The organism is Limnospira sp. PMC 289.06, from assembly GCF_032350395.1.
In the GTDB taxonomy this organism is placed as follows: domain Bacteria; phylum Cyanobacteriota; class Cyanobacteriia; order Cyanobacteriales; family Microcoleaceae; genus Limnospira; species Limnospira platensis.
Map to the genome: position 1 here is coordinate 15,609 of NZ_JARPLC010000032.1, position 22,257 is coordinate 37,865.

The window sequence follows — 22,257 nt, forward strand, 5'->3', positions numbered from 1 at the left end:
GTTGTATTATAGGGATTTCCAATATGAATCGCGATATTAGTTCGGAATTTCAACCTGATATTTTGATTGTTGATGATATTCCAGAGAACCTGCGCCTCCTGTCGCAAATGTTACTAGAACAGGGCTATAAAGTCCGTAAAGCTATCAATGGTCAGCGGGCGCTACAGGCGGTAGAAGCGGAAACACCTGATTTGATTTTACTGGATATTATGATGCCAGAATTAGACGGTTATCAGGTGGCTAAATATTTAAAGGATGACCCGACAACTAGAGAGATTCCTATTATTTTTCTGAGTGCGTTGAGTGATACGATGGATAAGGTATTAGCTTTTGATTTGGGAGGGGTAGATTATATTACTAAACCCTTTCATGTGCAGGAAGTCTTAGCGAGGGTGAGAACCCAGCTAACTATTAGTCAACAAAAACAGCAATTAATCACCCAAAATCATGAATTAGAGCGAGAAATTACGGAGCGCCAAAATATAGAATCGGCACTGCGGATTTATATTCATGCCATGTCCCATGATTTACGAAATCCGGTTACTGGAATGTTAATGGTGCTGCAAAATCTCCTGAAAAAAATACCAGAAAATTATGAAGAATTACCTGTAGCCCCATCAATTTTAAAGCGCATGGCTAACAGTTGCACGCGCCAATTGGCTTTGATTAATTCCCTTGTGCAAACCAGCGATATAGAATTAAAAGGTATTCATCTTAATTGTCAATCGTTAAATTTGCGTCAATTTACTAACAGATTATCTCTAGAATTAGAGCTAATTTTACAAAAGGAACAAGCGGAAATAAACAATCAGATACCGGAGAATTTACCGGCTGTTCAAGCTGACCCTAATCAGCTATGGAGAGTTTTTGATAATCTGTTATATAATGCGATTAAATATAATCCTCCGGGTATTATTATCACTCTGTCAGCGGAGTTAATTACAGAATTTATCTCCCTAAAAAATACCGAGGTTAAGTTAATCCGATGCACTGTAAAAGACAATGGTAATGGTATGAGTGAACAGGAATTAGATGGGATTTTTGATTTATATAAACGGGGGCGAACTGTGGGTAATATTCAAGGGTTAGGTTTGGGTTTATATTTGTGTCGGCAAATTATCAACGCCCACGGTGGTAAAATAGGTGCGATCGCCACTCCGAAGGAAGGAGCAACATTCTGGTTTACTTTACCTATATTTGATGAGTAACTAGACATATAAACACTGCTATCAACAGCGGGATTATTGCTGATATTTATTTCCATCCTAGAAGGCGTAAAATCGGGATAATTACATAGTGAATTACTGCCAAAGATAAAGCAATGGTGCAGCCCAATAAACCGACAAAAGTAATACCAGACCAGAACTGTAACCACTCTGGTATCAGGCCAACTTGGGGAAATTGTAGTAATAGATCAATTTGCCGAATCTCCAAGTTAGCTAAACCCCAAAAAATGGCGCTGGTGGTGCTGGCGGAAACGATCGCATAAACCGAGCGATGGCTTTTCCAACCCAATCCCCACGTTAAAATAAGGGTAGTAATTCCTATACAAAACCATCTCGCCATAGCCAAATTGCCCAACCCTGGCACTGAGGAGATGGTACTGATAATGCGCCACAGTAACCCCCCCGTTAAATATCCTAATACACCCATCCCGGCCGCCCATTTATAGCGACGGCGTTGATTAAAACCTGCGCCATCGGTCAAGCCCAAACCTGTGCCTAAACCAGCTAAACTTAACACTATAATTTCCGCGCCCAAATTATTAGATAGATGACGGAAAAACAGGTGTAAAGAAGGCTTGAGTAAATCCCCTAATATTTGACCGAAGGGAGACTGATAGGCTAAAATAAACCCTAACCCTGCCCCCACCATGCCTCCTGAACTAGCCAGCCCGATTTGCCAAAGGGTTTGAGTGGTAGCCTGAGATATAGCCAGGACGCTCCGCCCAACCAATTGTAATCCCGTCCAGATAATGCGATCGACTTCAATCAATGCAGTTTTGATCACATCGAGACACAGTTGAGGAAATGACATCATTCGGCGGGGATGCTTTTTCATTCTGGCGATGCGGAATAGATCGGTTTGAATATCATCAGCATTTTGGGGGCGGTTATTTAGATCATTCTCGACCATACAATCAAGTAATTCCGCCAAGGCTGGAGTGATTGCCACCCGATGCCATTGCAATTTTCCGGTCATGGGGTCTTCAAGTTCGGCGGGAAACACACCCGTTAACAGGTGGATACAGGTTCGCCCCAAAGCATAAAAATCGGCAGCCGGAGTTATGGCGGCTCCAACTATTTGTTCCGGGGGACTATAACCGGGAGAAACTAGGCGGGTATGGCTTCTGGGGGTAGTTTCTCGATCGCTATGGACTAAAGCCCCAATTTGTTTCGCGCCGCCAAAGTCAATCATCACCAAGGGACTATCGGCAAGGTGGTTGTAGTCGAGGGTTTGTGGGTGGGGTAAACGCAACATCAGGTTAGACGGTTTCAGGTCTCGGTGTACAATTCCGCGTTTGTGTAACTCCCGCAAAATATCCAAAGCCTGATGCAGCCACAGCATGACCAACTCTTCAGGACAGCCTTGGGGATATTCGGCGAGAACTTCCTCCAAGGTAGGGCCGTTAATTTTTTCCATGACTAAGCAGGGAAATTCTAACGGTTTACGGTTGCGTCTTCGTAGGAAAAAATAGCCGTCTGGGACTACCCGTGGGACTCCCGAATGGTGTAGGGATGCCAAAACTCTGGCTTCTTGTTCAAATAATTCTAGGGCTTTGGGGTCGGGTTGCACGAGGACTTTCAGGACTTTTTCGGATTTGGTTTTCAAGTCCCAAATGGTGTACAGCCGGGAAAATCCCCCACTTCCTAGACTATCTAAGGGAATATAGCGATCGTTGAGTTGCAATGGCGCACCGCAACTTTGACAAAACCTATTACCCCAAGGCTGGCCGTGGGGTTTAGGGCATTTGGGGTTAATACAGTGAACAGTAGATGAAACGGGATGTTCCACGATAGCGACCTTAGTGGTCCAACTCAACAGTTAATTGTGCTATCGTCCATGATAACGTTTCTGGGCGAGATGTTCCTAATTAGTGACGTGCCTTAATTGTTCAAAAGTTCGATACATTTGAGCGGCTAACTGTTTAGGATTCCACAAGGGGGCGAGGGTGTCTGGTTGTTTAACTCTGGCTAAATGGCTACTAATTTGCTGTCTTAATGGGGCATTGTGACCAAATTCAATCCCTAGTTGGGTGTATTCTTCCCAACTCCAAGCTACACCTATATCTAGGTTAACTGCTTTTAGGAAAGCATAACCCATCCGCGATAAATACTGTCTGCCTGACCTGGTGACTACGGGTAATTCTGACCATAATGCCTCTAGGTTATGGGTTCCTCCATTGTAGGGGTAGGAATCTAACATGACATCCGCAACTTTATAAATCGCCCGGTGTTCTTCTTCGGTTTGGGTGAGTCCTAAGAAGATTAAACGATTTAGATCAACCCCTACTTCTTGGCAGGCTTGGTTATACATTTCTCGCAGGAGTTGGGCATCGCCTTGACCTTTCCGAATTAATACACTATTGGGAACCGATCGCAGAATATTAACCTGGGCTTTAATCATCTCCCCATTGGTTTTTCGCCCCGGCGCAACGCATAGATAAGCTACTGCATTCGGGGGGATATTTAACTGTTGTCTTACCATGTTTCTATCTACGGGACGGGTGGGAAGTCCGGCTATGGCTACGGCGGTATCTGGTAGCCTAACTAGGCGTTCGAGATAATGTTTTTCTATTCCTGGTGGGTGACTATGTTGGTCACAAATTAGATAGTGATTACGGGTGAGATAGGGGGCATCAAATCCTAACCAAGTTACACAAACTGGGGCGGGGGATTTATGCAAAACTTGCACGTTTACTGGAATGGTTACTGAGTCGAGATCAACTAATACATCAATGCGATCGCTTCGGATTTGTTGACTTAATTCTTCTGGGGATGCAAAACCATTAGGATAGGATTTCGGCCAATAACATTTAGCCACGGTTTGTTCATATCTGGCTGTTACCTCGTCGGGGTGCAGTATCCCACTAATATATAAATTAATATGGGGGGTAATTGCGGACATTTCTTTGATGACTCCTTCCGCACACCAACCCACGGAATGGCGGCGAAAATGCTTGGAAAGAAAACCGATTTTTAAAGGTGAACGCGGTTCGGCATAAATCGACGGGGGAGTGGCTATGGGTTCTTGGTAATAATATTGACAAATTAGACGATAAAAGTGGGCGTTTCCTTCTAAGTTATCCCGGAGGTGAGGAACTGTAAATAAAATGATTTCATAAATTAGCCTAATTTCAATCTGGGTCAGGGTTTCTATGCTATTATTACAGATTTTTATCAATTCTTCTAGTTTGGCTAATGCCTGTTCACAAGCCCCTGATTGAGTATAGGAAAAAATATAGGCGATCGCACATAGGACTGGTAGAGTTTTACCGCAGTTTTCCCAGTAGCGATCGGCTACTTTTCGGGCTTTTCCTAAATTGGTGGAATGGCTGAGAAGATCACATAGTTGTTGATAGGCTTCGGCAAAATCTGGTTTAAGCTCCAGGGCTTTTTCTAGGTTGGCTACGGCTTCTTTGGGTTCCTTTTGTTTTTGAATGTGGGCGAGGCGACAGTAAACTTCTGCCCATTCTGGTTTTAATTGTAGGGTTTTTTGATAGTTGGCGATCGCCTCTGGTAGTTGTCCAATGGTTGCCTGCATATTAGCTAAATTAGCATAGGCATCGGGAAAATTGGGTTTCAGCTCAATGACTTTTTGATAGTGATTAATGGCATCTTGGTGGCGGCGCATTTTGGTAAAAATACGGGCGGTGTGTAGATACATTTCTGGCATTTTGGGGTTGAGAGAAATGGCTTTTTGTAACTGTTCTAAAGCCTCTTCTAATCGGTCTTGCTGCACCCGTAAACAGCCGATATTAGCATAGGGTTCCGCCCAATTGGGTTTCCGGGAAATTGCCCGTTGATAACTGGCGATCGCCTGTTCGTATTCACCCCGCCGCGCCAGAATATTGCCAAACTCAAAGTTAAATTCGGCTTCTACTAAATCGGGTTTTAATTCTAAGGCGATTTTCCAGGAATTAATGGCGGCTTCTGTATTTCCTAATTGTTGATAAACTCTCCCTAAATTCCAATGTACCGCCGCCAAGTCCGGTTTAATCTCAATGGACTTTTGATAAGCGGCGATCGCTTCGTTTACCTGCCCATTTTGCAGATACATCGTCGCTAGATTAGCATGAACTTCCGCAAAATTAGGATTAATTTCTAAGGCTTGATTATAGGCGCGAATTGCTGAGGATATTTTGCCTTGAAAATGTAAGGCATTACCTAGGACTACATAGACTAATAAAAAATTAGGATCGAGTTTTAATATTTCCTGACAGGTGGCAACAGTTTCCTCTAATTTGCCTTGAGATAAATATAATTCTGCTTGTTTTTGTAAAGATAATACCCTGGGATTTATCGGCTTTTCTGCCACAAATTTCTCATCAGTTTTAATTAATAACTGTTCAGTGGGAGAGGTAACTAAATCCTCTGATTCCTGGGTGTCTTCCTGATAGTGTAATTCCCCTTCTAAGACTTGACCAGAAAAATCTACCCCCTGTTCATCAAAACTGTCGGTGGCATCTTCTATAAAATTCATCGATTCACTGATAGACCCCGAAACTGGAGTTTCTAGCAGAGATTTTAATTCGGCAATTTTGGCGAGAATATCACTATTATTAGCATCAAGTTTTAGGGCGGTTTGATAATTGGCGATCGCCTCATTAATCTGACGATTTTTTGCCAACGCTTCCCCCAGTTTTAAATAAAATTCTGGTCGATTAGGTTGTAGATTAATCGCCCGCTGATAACAGGTAATCGCCCCCGAAATATCCCCTGATTTAATCAGAGCATTTCCTAACATCCAATGAACAATCGCTAAATTAGGAGCAATTTCTAGGCATTTCTGATAACAATTAATCGCCTCATTCCATCTCTCTTGTTGATAATAAATACCTGCCAAATTACTATAAGCTATGCTATAATTAGGCTCGATTTCTAACCCTTGAGTATAAGCCCAAATCGCCAAATCCAGAAAATTACACCTTTGCAGAGCATTACCAACTCGCCCATAGGCCGTAGCCAAATCAGGCTGTAATTCCAAAGCCTTTTCTAAAGCCGAAATAGCCGGATCAATTTCCTGATTATAAATATATGCTTCTGCCAACAGGATATAAACCTCGGCATTATTAAGATCCAGTTCTAAAGCCTTCATATAAGCGTCAATACTAGCCGGATAATCACCCTGACTCAAAAATTGCTGACCTTGACAACAATAAACCTTAATCTGTTCGGAATTCACTAACTTACCTCAAATGCGTGTTTATACAACTAATAATAATCTGTGATAGTATTAGGCAGAATTGGCAACCCTCCAACAGTTACCCAAAGTTATCACTTATTCAAACCAAGGCTATGCTATGATATAATACAACACCAACGCTACTTATCCAACCCTAGGGAATTTTGGTTTTGACTCAAATCTGATGTTTGCCAAGGTACAAAACGCGATAAAGTAAAAATTGTTGATCAAACTACAGTTATCCAAAACTGTCCTTTAGGAGTATTTAGCATGAGTCCAGAACAAGACCCCGTTAAGTTAATGAAGCAACAGGTTGGCAAAGCGGCAGCAGACCGGGTTAAATCCGGTTCCATTGTCGGACTGGGAACGGGGTCAACCACAGCATACACAATTCAATTTTTAGGAGAACGCCTCAAAAGTGGGGAAATCAAAGATATTAAAGGCGTTCCCACCTCATTCCAAGCCTCTGTACTTGCCAAGGAATATGGCATTCCCCTCACCACTTTAGATGAAATTGACCATATTGATATCGCTATTGATGGTGCTGATGAGGTCGATCCTAACAAAAATTTAATCAAAGGTGGTGGTGCCGCTCACACTCGCGAAAAAATTGTAGACTGTTTAGCAGATCAGTTTATTGTAGTTGTAGATGGTTCTAAAATGGTAGATCGTCTGGGTTCTACATTTTTATTACCCGTGGAAGTTATACCAATGGCGATGACTCCGGTAATGGCAGCTATTACTAAACTTGGGGGGAAACCGACCCTGAGAATGGGAGTCAAAAAAGCTGGACCTGTGATTACAGACCAGGGAAATATGGTGATTGATGTCAAATTTGATGCGATCGATAATCCCGCCGAATTAGAAAAAACCCTCAACAATATTCCTGGGGTTTTAGAAAATGGTTTGTTTGTGGGTGTAGCTGATGTTATCCTAGTGGGAGAAATCAAAGACGGTCAACCTATTGTCCGCGAGATTTCATAATCCTAAAAACCGGGGGATAGAAACACAAGCACTGGTTTCTATTTCCCCTAATTGTTGCAATGGAAATAGCCGATGATGCACTATAGACGGTTTGGACGAACTGAACTGCCGATGCCTGTATTATCCTGTGGTGGAATGCGGTATCAATATCAATGGCAAGATGCCTCTCCTGAAAAAATACCCCCCGAAAGTCAGCGGAATTTAGAAGCGGTAATTCGCCGTTCCCTAGAGTCGGGAATTAACCATATTGAAACCGCTAGGGGTTACGGTACATCAGAGATGCAACTGGGTTGGATTTTACCAAAACTACCCCGGGAAAGGCTAATTGTTCAAACCAAAGTTTCCCCGAAACCTGACCCGGCTGAGTTTCGCCGTGACTTTGAAAAATCCCTGAAATATTTACAGTTAGACCATGTAGATTTATTGGGTCTGCATGGGATTAATACCCCGGAACTTTTAGAATATTCGATTCGACCCGGTGGCTGTTTAGAAGTGGCTCAAGAATTACAAAAAGAAGGAAAAGTGAGATTTATTGGCTTTTCCACCCACGCGCCAACGGATGTTATTGTTAATGCGATCGCTACTGATAAATTCGACTATGTTAACCTACACTGGTATTATATCAATCAACTAAATTGGCGCGCTATTGAAGCCGCCACCCGTCATGATATGGGAGTATTTATCATCAGTCCTTCTGATAAAGGTGGGAAATTATATGATCCGCCTCAAAAGTTGGTAGACCTATGTTCTCCCATTAGTCCCATTGTATTTAACAACTTATTTTGTTTATCTCATCCCCAGGTTCATACCCTCAGTTTAGGCGCATCTAAACCTACAGATTTTGATGAACATTTACAGACTCTTGACCTCCTAGACCGTTGGGATGAAATCGTACCCCCCATTTTAGAAAAGCTAGAGAAAACCTCTATAGAAGCCCTAGGGGAAGATTGGTTAAAGACATGGAATCAGGGTTTACCTAACCCAGAAGATACACCCAATAATATTAATATTCCCATCATTCTGTGGTTAAGAAATTTGGCGATCGCATACGATATGATAGAATATGGTAAAATGCGCTATAACTTACTCGGAAATGGTGGTCATTGGTTCCCCGGACAAAACGCCGCCACTATTGACCAAGTAGATTTAAGCCACTGTTTAAAAAATAGTCCCCACGCCGATAAAATCCCCCAATTATTGCGAGAAACCCATCAACTGCTAGGCGGTCAATCAGTCCCCAGACTATCTAAAAGTTAAGTTAATCAGAATCCGGTAATAATTACCCCACTATCCTATTAGCAATAAAGCGCGGAGTAAAACTTTAGGTCTCAGAAGAGTCTTAATAGTTAGTCGTGGCGGTTTAGGGATATAAGTAGATTGACGACTAAAGTGATATTCTTGCCATCGCAAAACCACAATACAAACCAGATAAATCATATAACCTGGTTCCTCCATCTGAGTAAAAATTAACCCAAAAGACAAGGGACATAAAACCAGAAACTTAGAAATATCATCAAAACAGAGTCTACGCCAAACCACAAACCAAATATATAAAAATGATGCCAGTCCCAAAAAACCTACATCTCCCCAAATTCCCGCCCAACCAAACAGGGGAGAAAACATACTCGATTGATCTCCTAACCAACTAGCTCCTGCGGCTCCCCAAATGGCATTAGTAGCTGGGTGTGAAGTAGCCCCAAGGGGTCTTAAAATAAACGCATATTCCCGCAGCATCCAGCCTCCTAGTCTTCCTACAGTGTGACCAGGACCTAAGCCTAGTAAAGGATGAAGGGGAGACTCATAGAAAGTCGGAACAATGCGAAAGGTAGCAGATTTCAGTAAAGTAGCTTCTCCTTCGGGTCCATAAATTTCCGGCCGCATCCAAGTTTGAAAAGCACCCATACCAGGTACATTATGAATCGCCCACCAAAACCCATAAGATAATATCCCAAAAATAATTAAAAACTTAATGGCATCAGCCAGATTTTTAAACTTAGTCAATAGCAGAAATACTCCAGCAATGCCAAACACTAAAACCACCTGTTTAGCATCAGAAATAACCATGTGCCAAAAAGTTGCTAAAATCACCACAGTCCGCAACCATATAGGCAGATTTTTGGCAGCAAAAAAATAGTAAATTCCAAAGGTTAATGATACAGAAGCACCGATGACATGACCGGCACCTTGGGCAATAAAAACACCTTTGATATTGTCTTCTAATCCCTGGCGTAGATGGAGATGCAGAACATACTGTTGCACATAGGCAAATGCTAGATTAGTGAAGGATGCAAAAACAATATAGCCACGCAATTGGTTTAACTTATCTAAAGTAATCGGGACAGTCAGAATAATAACAATAAATAAAAAATGTTCACATAACAACAAGAAATTAACGGCAATATTAATTAAACCTGCGGTATTTAATAAGGCACTTGCTACCGAAATTACCAGAAAGATAAATAGGGCAACTACCATTTCTTTAATGATGGTAATTTGTTGTCGGTCTTTGACTTTGGTTTTCCACAGAGCAAAAGCAAACAGCCATGGCACTATTCCCAGATGCAATAAGTTAACAATTGATGGGAATTTTAAAAGCTGAAGTACCCGGGAAAAAAATGCCGAACTGAAGGCAACTAGAGTCAGGGTAGATAGTTTAATATATCCTTTTTTGGGTTTAGTTAATATTGGCTGATTGTGGTTAATTTTCATGAGTAACTAAATCTACTAGGATTTACTTAAAACTAACTGGTAAATTGATTTAAGTTGCTGATAATTTTGTGGTGCTGTATACTTGGCTTCAAATTCTGCTCGTGCTTCTCGACGCATTTGGGGGAGTTTTTTGGGATGAGAAATTAGGGAGTCAACTTGTTCGGTAAGACTGATAGGATCGCCGGGTTTAAATAGGAGTCCCGTGCGACCATGTTCTACTAATTCGGCGATCGCACCTAAGTTAGAAGCAATGACCGGAGTACCCTTAGCAAAGGCTTCTACAGCCACTCTACCAAAGGTTTCATACCATTTAGAAGGGAAAATTAAAACCATTGCTTCTCCCATCAATTTATACACTTCTGGGAGGGGTCTACGTCCTAACCATTGAATGTGAGGTAATTTCTCAGCAGCGGCTTGGACACGGGGAACTAAAGGACCATCTCCCACAATTTTTAAGGGTACTGGTTGACGGAGATTTTGCCAAGCATCAATCAGCACATCTAAGCCTTTTTCTACAGATAATCTACCTACAAAGAGTGCATATCCCCCTTCCCCGTTGCCAACTCCGGGATCGGGATAGACAAAGTTAGGTTTAACGATTATTTGGTCTTCTGACCACCCGGCTTGAATAAATTTCTGGCGCGCAAATTGGCTGAGGGTAATAAATATATCTACCTGATTTACCCACGTGCGAGCCATACGGTGTAGGGTTAACATGGTTGCAGTTACGCCACTGGCGGCTCGATTTTGTCGGTAACAGGCGTGAATAACTCCGGGATAAGGTACAAATTTACCTAGGCAATCTTCACAAATGCGATCGTCTCTAAAAAATAATCCATTAGGGCAAATTAATCGGTAATTTCGGAGGGTCTGAACTACGGGAACTCCCTCAGATTTAGCCGCATAGTATACCGATGGAGATATCAAGGGGAAAAAGTTTTGAACATGGACAATATCTGTGGGATGAGTTCGTAACTTCTGTTTAACTATTTGGTAGGCTTCTGTAGACCAAATGGTTGTCAAGGCTAAATTGGTTTGATTAAGGGTGGCAACTCGATCATTGCTATCTTGATAAATATCAACTTGATTACCATTTTCTTTGAGCAAATTGGCTTCGGCTTGGGCTGATTCGTCTTCCCCGCCTCGAATTTGATAATTGTTATGAATAGACAAAATACGCATTAAGATTGAGTTTATGGCTCAGTAAATTGCTATAGTTATTATACAGTAAACTTTTTCATTATGCTGGCTCTGTTGCGTTCCCTAATCCTGGCGGCGCTAAAACTGTTGTATAAATTTCTTCTAATCTTCGCGTTTGGCGATCGCGGTTGAAGTTCGCCTCCATGTGTTCTCGGCTTCGCTGACTAAGTTTTTGCCAAAGTTCAGCATCATTGAATAATCGTAATATAGACTCTGCCAACCCCGCCACATCTCCTTCGGGACTCAGAAACCCGGTTTCTCCATCGATGACGGCTTCTGGGATCCCTGCGTGGTAGGTGCTGACCACAGGAAGTCCCATGGCCTGGGCTTCCAGTACCACGTTGGGTAAGCCTTCTGAGTCTCCCTGGGATGCGGTGATGCTGGGAGTTGCCATAATGCGGGCGCGGTTCATCCAATATTTAACAACTTCCGGGGGTTGTAAGCCTAAAAATTGGTAATCTTTGAGGGTATTGGCGGCGGCGGTTTCTAGGGCGGTTCGTAGGGGGCCATCACCAATGATCACTAATTTTAGATCTGGTTGTTGGGATTGTATTTGAGCGATCGCCTTAATTAAATATTTACAGCCTTTTTTTTCGGTTAAACGGCCGACAAATAACACCACAGGTTCCCGAACGATCACCGGATCGGGTGCAAATTTATCGACATCAACCCCATGATAGTGGGAGCGAATCTTTTCAGGCGGAAACCCCTGTTTCACGAGTTGGTTATGGATAAATTTAGACACCGTTAAAAATAGTTTAGCCTCCCTTTTGAGGGTTTCTTGGCGTTGAAAATAAATCCAGTGATTGAGGGAGGTATACTGAGATGATTCTTTATTTACCGTAGCATCTGCGCCCCGGTAGTGAACGATAAGGGGAATTTTTAGCGATCGTACCCACGGCAACACTAACGCCCCACTCAAGCCAAATTGAGCGTGAATGAGAACCGGATCTAATTGTTTAATTTTCCTGTAGATACCCGGAGCAAATCCAATTAATTTAAACACCTGTTCCTGCACCTTACCGAGGGCATTATCTTGATTAATAACCATGGTTCGTTCCGGTGGTAAATACAAGCCATTAACTCGACGACAGCCAACATAGTAAGCAGTATACTTTTGTAATTTTTCAGCCGGATCTCGGATAAACGTTTGAGAGGGGGGAAGTAGGAGGCTATTAAAAATAATGATATTCACAATTATTTCACCAAGCGACTAGACGTTTTCACCATTTCTCTAGTTTGGGGTGAGAGAACCTGACCCCAAATTCTAGGCAATGTATATTGGGGATTTAAAATAGCTGATAATCCCAAATAAAAAGAAGCAGGAATATATTGTTTTTCTCCGACCAGTAATCCCGATCTGCGATAGTAAAACATTGCCAAGGTTTCTAAATATTTGCTCAGACGTTTAAGGATAGGCCAAGCCGCACGTTCTTGGATAAATTCTTCAAATGTCGGCTCTGGTTTTCCTTCTAAACGCGCGACGTGACGAGATCTTACATATCGCATCACTTGGCGTTGAAAAAAGAAGCGTTGCATAGAGCCACTTTGAGAATGAACTCGATAAAGCAAAAGGGGTTCTGGAAGCGAGATAATCGGCCCATACTCAGCCATGCGATCCATCAGTTCCAAATCCTCAGCAGGAAAAAATTCAGCCCGATATCCACCCACTTTGAGTATAATATCTTTTTTAAATAATGCTGTTGGGTGGTTGAGATTAACCACATGGCCTTGCTGACGCATTTGGTAAAATTGTGCTTCAGTTGTCGGACCTAAAGGGGAAACACTTAAAATCTCCCCTCGGGAATTAATATGATGAACTGTGGCTCCTAAACCGACCAATTGAGGCATGGCAGCAATTACCTCCATTTGGCGCTCAAAGCGTTGAGGAAGGGCAATATCGTCAGAATCCATAATCCCAATCCAGGGATATTTAGCAACCTCAATTCCCAAGTTTCTTGCCTGACTTGCACCACCGTGATCTGAATGAATTACCCTAATCCGATCATCTTGTTTCTGGTATCGTTCGATAATTTGAATTGTCTCGTCTTCGGAGCCATCATCGACCATAATTAATTCAAATTCAGTAAAAGTTTGATTGAGAATGCTTACAATTGCAGGATCTAAAAAATTTTCGGCATTATAACAAGCCATGATGACGCTAATCATAGGATTCTCCTAATTTGTAAATCAGATTAATAATATCATTTATATTCGAGCATTTTTTCATAGGTTTGATTCAGTAACTTACCCTTAACTTTCCAGCTATAAAATTCTTGAACTCTCTGCCTTCCTGCAAGCCTATAATCGTCAAAAACAGCAGAATTATTAGCTAAAATTGTCATAGCATTAGCTAAACCATCAATTGCTTGTTGGGGCTGATCAGCCGGTATCTTAAACCCAGTTTTTTCGGTAACAATTAGCCCTGGTCCTCCCCAATCTAGGCAAATAACCGGGCGACCCGCCGCCATTGCTTCTACACAAACTAAGCCCCCAGATTCGTGTAAGCTGGGATGAACTAACGCCAAGCATTCTGATAGTTTTTTTAGGGTTTCCGGTCGAGATAAGTGATTCCAGAATTTCACTTGGTTGGTAATTCCCAAATTTTGAACTAGGGTTTCAAGTCGGCGGCGTTCTGGCCCGTCTCCGACGATCCAATATTCAGCATCTGGAGGGAATTTTGCTTGGGCGAAGGCTTTGAGTCCGAGATGAAACCCTTTCCAGTGTAACAGGCGACCGATACTGATAAATTTAACCCCTTGAGGTTGAGAGTCGCCACACTGGTTGAGTTGAGTGATTTCTAAATCCGATAATCCTAATTGAGATAAAACCTCTACATTTTTCGCCCCTAATTTTCTGAGTCTCTGGGTGGTTTCTGCGGTGGTTCCCCTGGCTAAAATACTGCGTTGGGCAGTGAGTTTAACGAAGGGGTCTAATTCTCCTAAAGTCCTGGCTATATCTCGCATTATTTCATACATAATTCCCCGCCAACCAAAGTCTTTCCAGAAGGCTTTGGGAGCTGATTCTCCACCCCCTACTGGTCCCCATAAAAAAGGAATAGGAAGAAGTGCTAAAAAACTGGGGGTTGAGTGGCGAACATAGGTGACATGATGCACTATGTGAAAATTTATGGTTTCCTGGAGTTTTTTGGCAACTAAATAAGCTGCTATTTGCCATAAATAATAGTGCAGGTAAACTAGCTTTTTTTTGAGATGGAGTGGTCGCAGCCAGGAGGGAGGTTCGCAGTAAATTACCTGTAGTTTAATAATGGGGTTTTGGTTGAGTTGGGCTTCAATGGTTGGGCGGTTATTTTGTCGGGTGAGAACCCAAACATTATGATATTTTGCTACTTCCTGAATAGTATGCCAACCTACCCCCGGTTCTGAACCTTCTCCGGGGCGACAGGCGTAAGCTGAAATTAGAATATTTAAAGGTTCCACGCCTCCTCCTTTGGTTTAGGAATTTGGAAATATAAAAGATGTAACTTGATTGAGAAAATTAGCTGCGGCTTGGGGGGTGTAATTATTCATTAATTTTTGCGATCGCATTCCCATTAACCTAGCTAATTCGGGATTGTGAATAAACCGGGTCATCAATTCTGCTAAATATTCCGGCTGTTGGGGATGAAAACAATAACCGTTTTCTCCATCGGTAATTAATTCCGATGCTCCGGCTAATTCAGAACACAAAATAGGTCGCCCTAAAACCATTGCCTCTAATACTACCATCCCCCAAGTATCCTCCAAAGTGGGTAAGACAAAAATATCAGCTTGGGTGAAATAAGTGGCTAAGTTATTGTATTCTACCCGACCAAACCAACGCACATAATTAGTGAGTTGATTGTGTTGACAAAAGGTTTCTAACTCCTGTCGTTGCTCACCATCACCCACAACCCATAACTGATAATTAGTTTCTCCCTGTTTTTGTAGTATAGCACAGGCTTCTAAAAGATAGCTCAAGCCTTTGCGAGGAATAATTACCCCTACAAATAAAAAGGTTAGCTTTTGAGAATATGTAGATTTTAAATCCCGATCAGGAGTACCCAGGGATTGCACCCATGGCACCTCATAGGGATGAACAAAAACTTGATTTTCTTTGGCATTTAGAATCTCTATTAGATAGTTTTTGCCACCGTGAGAGTTGGTAATACAAGCGTCAGCAGCTTTTACCATACCGCGTCTAATAGCTAGACGTAGGGGGGAGTTACGATAGTCTACACCGGGGGAACTCCCCTCGTAAGCGATGACAACTCGCCAACCTCCTATAGGTTTAAATAAAATGGCTAAAATTGTCCACACGCCAAAGGAGTTAGAAAAAATTAAATCTGGTTTAAACTGGAGTAATCGCTTGACAATATTTAGGGGAAGATAGGTAAAATTATCTCCATAACTATTGGCAGATTTTCTCAGGGAAATAATTTGGCGATCGCCTAAAATTTCCACTCTAAAACTATCCTCTAGTCCCGGTGCGAAACCATGCCAGCGACTGGTAAAAACCGTGGTATCTGGAAATAACTGGCTGTAGCAACTCAGGGAAGGTTGCCAGTAGTAAAAAGCAGATGTAAGCAACCATGCAACGCGGGTATTTTTCATGATAATTACCTAATTAATATTCGGAGATATCGGATTGTTTCATGGTTTTAATCGTTGTTAAATACTGTCCTAAAAATGGTAAACCGCCGATGGCGGGTAGGAAATATCGAGCTGTACACAGTAGACCCAAACCTGCGGCCACAGTGGCATCAAAATAAGGTTCATAGAAGATAACCAGTGCTGCATCCCGAGTTCCGACTCCCGCGAAAGTTAGGGGTAATAAACCCGCTAAAATTGCCAGGGGAGAAAGGGCGAGGCTGGACATAAATGGAGCCCAGGCGTTGAGAGCTAGGATAAAAAACCAGATTTGCAAGAGATGGAGAAACCAGATAAAAATTGAAGTCGCGCTAATTTTCACAAGTTGGCGTTTGTCGCTCCAGAAGTAATTGTGCATTTGAGCCCATGAGATTTGCAGTTTTTTAACTTTTTCTTTAATTTTATTGGGGGCAACTTTGCGAATTATTCGGAAGAATAAATCAGCAAATTTACGGGAGCCTAAAATTGATAATCCCACCAATAAACCGATAGTTACACCAAGGGTCATAGTCCAGAATAGCAGGTCTTTTTGGGGATACAAAAGCAATCCAAATACGCACCATAGCAGCAGGGAGAGTAGGTCGCAGGATTTCTCAAAAACCACCAGGGAAAGGGACAGGGAACCGCTCAAATGCCCCCGTTCTCGCATGAAGTAGGCTTTAGCAATATCCCCCATTTTGGACGGTAAAACCATGTTGAGGACGCTGGCGGCGAGAATGAGGCGGTTGGCTTCTGCAAATCCGAGATAGGTGCTTTTGGGCATAAGTTGTTGTAGTCGCCAAGCGGTAAATAAAGTAATAGGAATTACCATGGCTAAACTCACAGGCATCCAAAAGCGATCGGAATTTAGAAAGATGTCTGCTAATCCTTGCAGGTCAATTTTAGAATAAATAATTGACAGGATAATAATGCTAACGGCAATGGAAATAAATCGCTTCATAGAGACAAATCCTAGGGCTAAAATTTAGTTGTCTTTGTGATGGTCATATTCCATCCTACGCAGGCGCAGTTGAATATCTTCTAGCATTTTTCGATTTACAGCCATTAAATCAGCAATTAAACCAAACATCCACAATTGAAAACCAATTAAAATTAGGATAGCCGCTAAAATTAAACTGGGAGCGCGAGCGCGGGTAGGTTCTCCCACAAATAGCACTAACCAACGGATACATAATATCAGTCCTAAACTCAGGGGAAAACTTCCTATAAAAGTGAATAATCGCAGCGGTCTATAGGTCATGAAAATTCTAAAAATGGTAAAAATTGACCGCTGGATATAGGAAGGAATACTTTTAACTAATCGGGAAGGTCGTAAATAGGAATTAGTACGGATGGGTACGGATGTAATAGCGATACCTTTTTGACCTGCTTGAATAATGCTTTCTAAGGTATAAGTATATTCATTAAAAACATTAAGCTGCATGGCTGCTTGGCGACTGAAAGCTCTAAAACCACTGGGAGCATCGGCTATTTTAGTGCTACTGGCAACTCGCACAACACGACTACCGAGTTTTTGCAGGAACTTTTTAGCAGCAGAAAAGTGTTTAATATTCTGAATTGGTCTGGCTCCAATGACGACTTCTGCATAACCTAATAAAATGGGTTCGATGAGTTTGGGTATATCTTGGGCGCAGTATTGGTTATCAGCATCGGTGTTAACAATAATATCTGCTCCGGCTTTTAATGATGCTTCAATTCCTGCCATAAATGCTTTAGCCAAACCTTGATTATGGTCAAAATTTACCACATAATCAACACCACAGGCTTTGGCAACTTCTACAGTATTATCAATACTACCATCATTAATAATTAGCCATTCTACACAATCGATACCGGGGATTTGGCGGGGAAGTTCCGATAGGGTAAGTCCGATAGTTGGTGCTTCGTTAAAACAGGGTATCTGAATAATTAGCTTGGTCATAATTTGGTTGATTAATTGTGTTTAATAAAAACTGTCACCACCTCTTTTGACCATTGGGGTTGATAAACTTGTTGGTCAATAATGATTTCAGGGTTGTTGATTTCTGCTACACCACTGGCGATAATAGCGCAGGGAGAAAAGTCCTGATGGGGGGATATTTTGGCTTTGATGGCAGATTCATTATTTATCATAATATGTCTAAGTGTGATAGGGCGATCGCTTTTTTGCTTAAACAGTACCCAAAAAGGATATTCCCAGGTGTCACCCCCAAGAATCAATCCGACATCTGTACAGTTTTCAGTTAGGATAAAATCTACTGATTCACTATAGGGTGCTTGCAGTTTTGGTATATTAATAAAATATTGGTCGTTACGGCTAAGAGTCCAAAGATTATTTACCTGATTTTCTGACCAAATCTTACTGTTAAAAACTAGAGGTCTTGATTCATTACAAATTAACCACAATAAGGAAGCAATCATCATAATTATAGCTACTGAATTGGCAATTTTAGGCTTTAATAATTTGTCCATAATTACTCCTATAAATGCTGAGGATAGGACGAAAAGGGGTAAATGTAGACGACTGCGCCAAGGAGACCAAGCAATCAAGGTACAGAACAATAAAAATCCCACTATAATCGACAGCATATAAATGGCTAAATAGTAGCGCTGTGGTTGAGGAAATTTAGGTAATTTGATGACAAATAAAATAGATAATCCCATAAATAATATTATATGAATAGGATTGCCTGCCAAATCTTCATGATTTATTAAGGTATGAATATCGAAATTTTGACCGGGCGGAAAAGTGGTTCTTTGGTCGTTAATATCAACTCCAATTAATTGGTGAACGGCGGCAATACCATTAATTAATAGTAGATTAATATCTCGAGATGAAGTGCTTAGGTGTAGGGCTATATTTCGGATAGTGTTAGAAATTAAAATCGGGATGCTGAAAACCTCTAGTTTGTAGTCTCCAGAGGTTCCTAAAATTGAACCAAATACCTCATAATTTCTCTGAAAATGACCGAAATTAATAGCTAAAGCGATCGCACCAATAACCATAAAGGGTTGCCATACTTTCCAGCCACATTGCTGGAGACTAACTAAGCCAAACCATAATCCGAAGGGAAAAAGATAAAAATAGGCGGTTCCTTTAGTTAATACGGCTAAACCTAAACTTGCACCAATAGCTAAGGGATAGGAAACTCTTTTTTTATCTTGAATAGAAATGAGTGTATAATAGACAAAAGCCACCATCCAAAATGCACCCACATAGTCGGTTTGAGTGCTAGATGCTTGTAAAATACCCATGGGAATTGTGGCACAGAAAACGGCGGCAAATACCTGCGATCGCAGTCCCCCACCCAGTTGTTTAGCAATTAACGATATCCCGATAATACTCCCTACCATACTAACCCATTGAACGAAATTAGCGAGGCGATCGCCACCACTAAGAATTTGCAGATTTGTCACAGCAAAACCCGACCAAAGACCAAGGGATATTTGTCTAGTAATTGAGGTGGGATAGTGATTAACGCTACCATTTTGCATCCAGTGAACTACTCTACTCATGTGATAGGTCATAGAGTCCCAGTTATTAGGGGGTGCGATCGCGGCAGTTAGGCCAATTATGAGGATAATAACTGCGACGCTGGCGATCGCCAATTTGAGAAACACCGAAATATTATCAAATTGCCAATTAACCAACTTAATTTGACTTGTACTCAGAATTTTACCAACCGTAAAACCTAAGATAATATTAACTATAATCCATACCATAAATAATGGCATAAATTTGAGCCACCCAAACATACTAAGTAATTCGGTAATTAATACTACTAAAGTTCCCCAGCCGAGTCCAGTTGATAAAATCCCACTCCGCCAACCTTGTCCGCTTTGACGAAATATCAGAAACAGAAATATAAGTGGAAGTAAAATCAGGATGGCAGACATCTGTTTAACCTCAGCGTTCAGGTGGCGAAATATTAACTATACTTGTTCAAAAATAATCCGGGAAAACTCGGATGCTGAGTTTTGTTTAACCCAATTTTGCATGGGTACAGGATCGCAAATTTCCAGAGGATTAGGAATTTCTAAAAACTTAATTAATCCCTTAGCAATTTCTTGGGGTTGGCTAGAATCAACAGTTAATCCCAGATGATAGCGTCGCACCATTTCTCCCATTAATCCATAATTAGAACATAGTACAGGTTTGTTAGCCGCCGCCGCCAATAAGAGAATACCACTCATCCCCACATGGCGCTGATACGGTGCTAAAACTACATCGGCAATTTGAAAATAAGCCATAACTTCTGACTCCGGCACAAATTGATAATATCTAATAATTTGAATTGGCTTAGTTTGACAAATTTCGGTAATTTGGCTGTCTAGGGAATTAGCAATGCTAGACTCTCCAACCAGGAGAATACACAGTTTCTGACACAAATCTGCTGGTAAACTAGCAATGCTATCAAGTAGCTGATAGATGCCTTTACGTGCTGTTAAAGCACCAAATAACAGAAATACTCGGCGCTGAGAATCAATTTGGAGACTCTTGCGCCAATCATCTATTATAATGGGTTTGAAATTATCCAATTTGACCGGATCAGGAAGGTAGACAGCTTTAGGTTGACTCGGAAACTTAGGAAACTGATTAAGTTGGGGGACGGCGAAAGGATCAAGGCAAAAAATAGTTTGCAGTTGAGGATTAGCCAAAATGCGTTTTAGGGCTATTTTTTCGCGTAACTGTTGCAGGTAATTTTTCCAAGTGCGATCGTAATTAGCTAATTGGTGATAGTGAAAAGTCGGCCGAAAATAAATCCCCGAAAATGTGCAGGGTGATTTTGCCCCCAACGCTAGGGGAATTTGACAGGTATCAAAATACATAATCAGACAATGATCGGGTCTCAAGTTGGTGGCATACTTGCAGAAAATTTCCCACTCTTGAAAATGGCGGCTTAGTCTTTTTAGCCTAGATTTTCGGGAGTTAAGATGTTCTTCTTCGGCTTGGGTAATTGGCACAAAACGGATGTCTTGATGATGATCACCTTGACTCAATTCGACCACATCGTGATGTGCCTCTATAAATCTAGGAGATACAACAATCTCCAAGTTTTTTGGGATTTTGTGGATTTGCCAATATTCAATTAAATGGCGAATATAAGTGGGATGATGACCGCGAATCGAAAGGTCAAATAACATCAATTTTTGTGGATAATTTTTCACGGTGATTTTATCCCCTAGATTTATCGACATCCAATGATAGTCATTCCTCTAAATAAAAGGGGAGTGTTGGCTAATTTTTGTCTAAATTTATAAGGAAAAATGTTTAATAAATATTCTACCAACTTAATCACATTAATTGATATACTATTGATGGGAATTTCTAAGTAAATTTTGCCGTTAGACTTCACCCAAATTATCTTAGAAAAACCTACTTTATTAAAAATATCATACATTTCACTGAGTTTATATTCTTTTAAATGAAAGCCAGTAGCTTGCTGATCAAAGTGGCGAGAAACATCATGGGGGCCTGAATACCAATTAGGTGTGATACAAATATACTTACCATTGGCAGCTAAAGTATTGTAGATATTTTCAAGCTGTTCTAAAGCATCATCAGGATGTAAATGCTCCATTAATTGATGACTATAGGCTAAATCAACTGTATTTTCAGGTACGGGGATACTACAGCCATCGGAAATAAAAATTTCCATATTATCGGGAATATTCGGTAGTTTAGTAATTTCGGTTGATACATCAACTGCATAAACTCGTTTTACCCGTTTAGCGACTTCTAGGGATAAACTACAATCACCAGGACCTATTTCTAAATAGGTGATTTTTGGGTTAAGAAAACGGGCTAATAATTGCAAACGCTGGTTAACAATCCAAGTTTGAATTTCGGGGCTAGATTTCCGGGTAAGTTGAGGATGATGCGGGACTTTTTGGAAGAGTTGATTATATACCTCAGTGTATAAATGCCCATTAATGCGTTCCTCTCTGCTAGAATTCATTAACTGGCGGGCGAGTTCTTGTTCAATTTGATAATGTTCTTGAATTTGCTCCCAGGTGCGGCTATCTCTAGCATCAGTTTTGGGAGTATAAACCTGAGTTTTTTCGCTCTGAGTTTTAGTCATAATTAATCGGTAAATTGAGGTGGTACGAATTAGGTAAAATACGATAAACATTCAACTAAATCTCGGAAATTTAGGTGTTTATATGGAGATTGCTAAGACTCAAACAACCAAACAACGGAGAAATTATAGTTCTCGGCTGAATTATAGTAGGCGCGGTTATCAGAAACAAAATTTTATGTTGATTATGGCACGGTTTTCATGGGAAGTCAGCTATGGACAGTTATTGATAGTTAATATATAATTAGAGTTTAGATAATTAAAACTGATGC

Annotated in this window: 16 protein-coding genes; 3 read left to right on the forward strand and 13 right to left on the reverse strand. The window is 41.2% G+C overall.

The window, feature by feature from the left end; genetic code table 11:
• Positions 1 to 23: 23 nt before the first annotated feature.
• A complete protein-coding gene (locus P5674_RS09395) occupies positions 24 to 1,208 on the forward strand; it encodes a hybrid sensor histidine kinase/response regulator (RefSeq protein ID WP_006619468.1) in 1,185 nt (394 codons plus the stop codon).
• Positions 1,209 to 1,254: 46 nt separating this feature from the next.
• On the opposite strand, the gene P5674_RS09400 is transcribed toward P5674_RS09395, so the two are convergent.
• Entirely contained in the window at positions 1,255 to 3,015 is a 1,761-nt protein-coding gene (locus P5674_RS09400) for a serine/threonine protein kinase (RefSeq protein ID WP_006619469.1), read from the reverse strand.
• A 75-nt stretch (positions 3,016 to 3,090) separates the two neighbouring features.
• The gene (locus P5674_RS09405; protein ID WP_006619470.1) at positions 3,091 to 6,405 is read right to left on the reverse strand and encodes a tetratricopeptide repeat protein; all 3,315 of its coding nucleotides are present in this window, start codon (positions 6,403 to 6,405) and stop codon (positions 3,091 to 3,093) included.
• Between the two features lie 270 nt (positions 6,406 to 6,675).
• Here P5674_RS09405 and rpiA point away from each other — a divergent pair, with 270 nt between their 5' ends.
• Both rpiA and P5674_RS09415 read left to right on the forward strand, forming a co-directional pair.
• Positions 6,676 to 7,389 carry a ribose-5-phosphate isomerase RpiA gene (gene rpiA, locus P5674_RS09410; protein ID WP_006619471.1) on the forward strand — a complete coding sequence of 238 codons (714 nt, stop codon included), beginning with the start codon at positions 6,676 to 6,678 and terminating at the stop codon, positions 7,387 to 7,389.
• Between the two features lie 75 nt (positions 7,390 to 7,464).
• A complete protein-coding gene (locus tag P5674_RS09415) occupies positions 7,465 to 8,646 on the forward strand; it encodes an aldo/keto reductase (RefSeq protein ID WP_006619472.1) in 1,182 nt (393 codons plus the stop codon).
• A gap of 30 nt (positions 8,647 to 8,676) precedes the next feature.
• On the opposite strand, the gene P5674_RS09420 is transcribed toward P5674_RS09415, so the two are convergent.
• From P5674_RS09420 to P5674_RS09470, 11 genes are read right to left on the reverse strand one after another with little or no spacing between them, the layout of a single operon-like run.
• The gene (locus tag P5674_RS09420) at positions 8,677 to 10,098 is read right to left on the reverse strand and encodes a hypothetical protein (RefSeq protein ID WP_006619473.1); all 1,422 of its coding nucleotides are present in this window, start codon (positions 10,096 to 10,098) and stop codon (positions 8,677 to 8,679) included.
• Between the two features lie 15 nt (positions 10,099 to 10,113).
• Positions 10,114 to 11,280, reverse strand: coding sequence for a glycosyltransferase (locus tag P5674_RS09425; RefSeq protein ID WP_006619474.1), 1,167 nt, complete (start codon positions 11,278 to 11,280; stop codon positions 10,114 to 10,116).
• Between the two features lie 58 nt (positions 11,281 to 11,338).
• Positions 11,339 to 12,493, reverse strand: a complete 1,155-nt coding sequence (locus tag P5674_RS09430) for a glycosyltransferase (protein ID WP_006619475.1) — start codon at positions 12,491 to 12,493, stop codon at positions 11,339 to 11,341.
• A 2-nt stretch (positions 12,494 to 12,495) separates the two neighbouring features.
• Positions 12,496 to 13,467: a glycosyltransferase family 2 protein gene (locus P5674_RS09435; protein WP_006619476.1), complete on the reverse strand. Its 972-nt coding sequence runs from the start codon at positions 13,465 to 13,467 to the stop codon at positions 12,496 to 12,498.
• A 35-nt stretch (positions 13,468 to 13,502) separates the two neighbouring features.
• Positions 13,503 to 14,738 (reverse strand): glycosyltransferase, encoded by a 1,236-nt coding sequence (locus P5674_RS09440; protein ID WP_006619477.1) that lies wholly within the window; start codon positions 14,736 to 14,738, stop codon positions 13,503 to 13,505.
• Between the two features lie 15 nt (positions 14,739 to 14,753).
• Positions 14,754 to 15,890: a glycosyltransferase family 4 protein gene (locus P5674_RS09445; protein WP_006619478.1), complete on the reverse strand. Its 1,137-nt coding sequence runs from the start codon at positions 15,888 to 15,890 to the stop codon at positions 14,754 to 14,756.
• Positions 15,891 to 15,903: 13 nt separating this feature from the next.
• On the reverse strand, positions 15,904 to 16,866 hold the full coding sequence (locus P5674_RS09450; protein ID WP_006619479.1) for a lysylphosphatidylglycerol synthase transmembrane domain-containing protein: 963 nt from the start codon (positions 16,864 to 16,866) through the stop codon (positions 15,904 to 15,906).
• Between the two features lie 24 nt (positions 16,867 to 16,890).
• A complete protein-coding gene (locus P5674_RS09455; RefSeq protein WP_006619480.1) occupies positions 16,891 to 17,847 on the reverse strand; it encodes a glycosyltransferase family 2 protein in 957 nt (318 codons plus the stop codon).
• A gap of 11 nt (positions 17,848 to 17,858) precedes the next feature.
• Complete coding sequence (locus P5674_RS09460; protein ID WP_315669955.1) at positions 17,859 to 19,802, reverse strand: glycosyltransferase family 39 protein; 1,944 nt, start codon at positions 19,800 to 19,802, stop codon at positions 17,859 to 17,861.
• 36 nt (positions 19,803 to 19,838) lie between these two features.
• On the reverse strand, positions 19,839 to 21,074 hold the full coding sequence (locus tag P5674_RS09465; protein WP_286171636.1) for a glycosyltransferase family 4 protein: 1,236 nt from the start codon (positions 21,072 to 21,074) through the stop codon (positions 19,839 to 19,841).
• A 20-nt stretch (positions 21,075 to 21,094) separates the two neighbouring features.
• Positions 21,095 to 21,988 carry a class I SAM-dependent methyltransferase gene (locus P5674_RS09470; RefSeq protein ID WP_035737543.1) on the reverse strand — a complete coding sequence of 298 codons (894 nt, stop codon included), beginning with the start codon at positions 21,986 to 21,988 and terminating at the stop codon, positions 21,095 to 21,097.
• Positions 21,989 to 22,257 lie beyond the last annotated feature (269 nt).

Bases quoted from the DNA above. Each gene is read 5' to 3' on its own strand.
- P5674_RS09395 (WP_006619468.1), top strand. From the start codon at position 24: ATGAATCGCGATATTAGTTCGGAATTTCAACCTGATATTTTGATTGTT.
- rpiA (WP_006619471.1), top strand. From the start codon at position 6,676: ATGAGTCCAGAACAAGACCCCGTTAAGTTAATGAAGCAACAGGTTGGC.
- P5674_RS09415 (WP_006619472.1), top strand. From the start codon at position 7,465: ATGCACTATAGACGGTTTGGACGAACTGAACTGCCGATGCCTGTATTA.
- P5674_RS09420 (WP_006619473.1), bottom strand. From the start codon at position 10,098: ATGAAAATTAACCACAATCAGCCAATATTAACTAAACCCAAAAAAGGA.
- P5674_RS09425 (WP_006619474.1), bottom strand. From the start codon at position 11,280: ATGCGTATTTTGTCTATTCATAACAATTATCAAATTCGAGGCGGGGAA.
- P5674_RS09435 (WP_006619476.1), bottom strand. From the start codon at position 13,467: ATGATTAGCGTCATCATGGCTTGTTATAATGCCGAAAATTTTTTAGAT.
- P5674_RS09445 (WP_006619478.1), bottom strand. From the start codon at position 15,890: ATGAAAAATACCCGCGTTGCATGGTTGCTTACATCTGCTTTTTACTAC.
- P5674_RS09450 (WP_006619479.1), bottom strand. From the start codon at position 16,866: ATGAAGCGATTTATTTCCATTGCCGTTAGCATTATTATCCTGTCAATT.
- P5674_RS09455 (WP_006619480.1), bottom strand. From the start codon at position 17,847: ATGACCAAGCTAATTATTCAGATACCCTGTTTTAACGAAGCACCAACT.
- P5674_RS09460 (WP_315669955.1), bottom strand. From the start codon at position 19,802: ATGTCTGCCATCCTGATTTTACTTCCACTTATATTTCTGTTTCTGATA.
- P5674_RS09470 (WP_035737543.1), bottom strand. From the start codon at position 21,988: ATGACTAAAACTCAGAGCGAAAAAACTCAGGTTTATACTCCCAAAACT.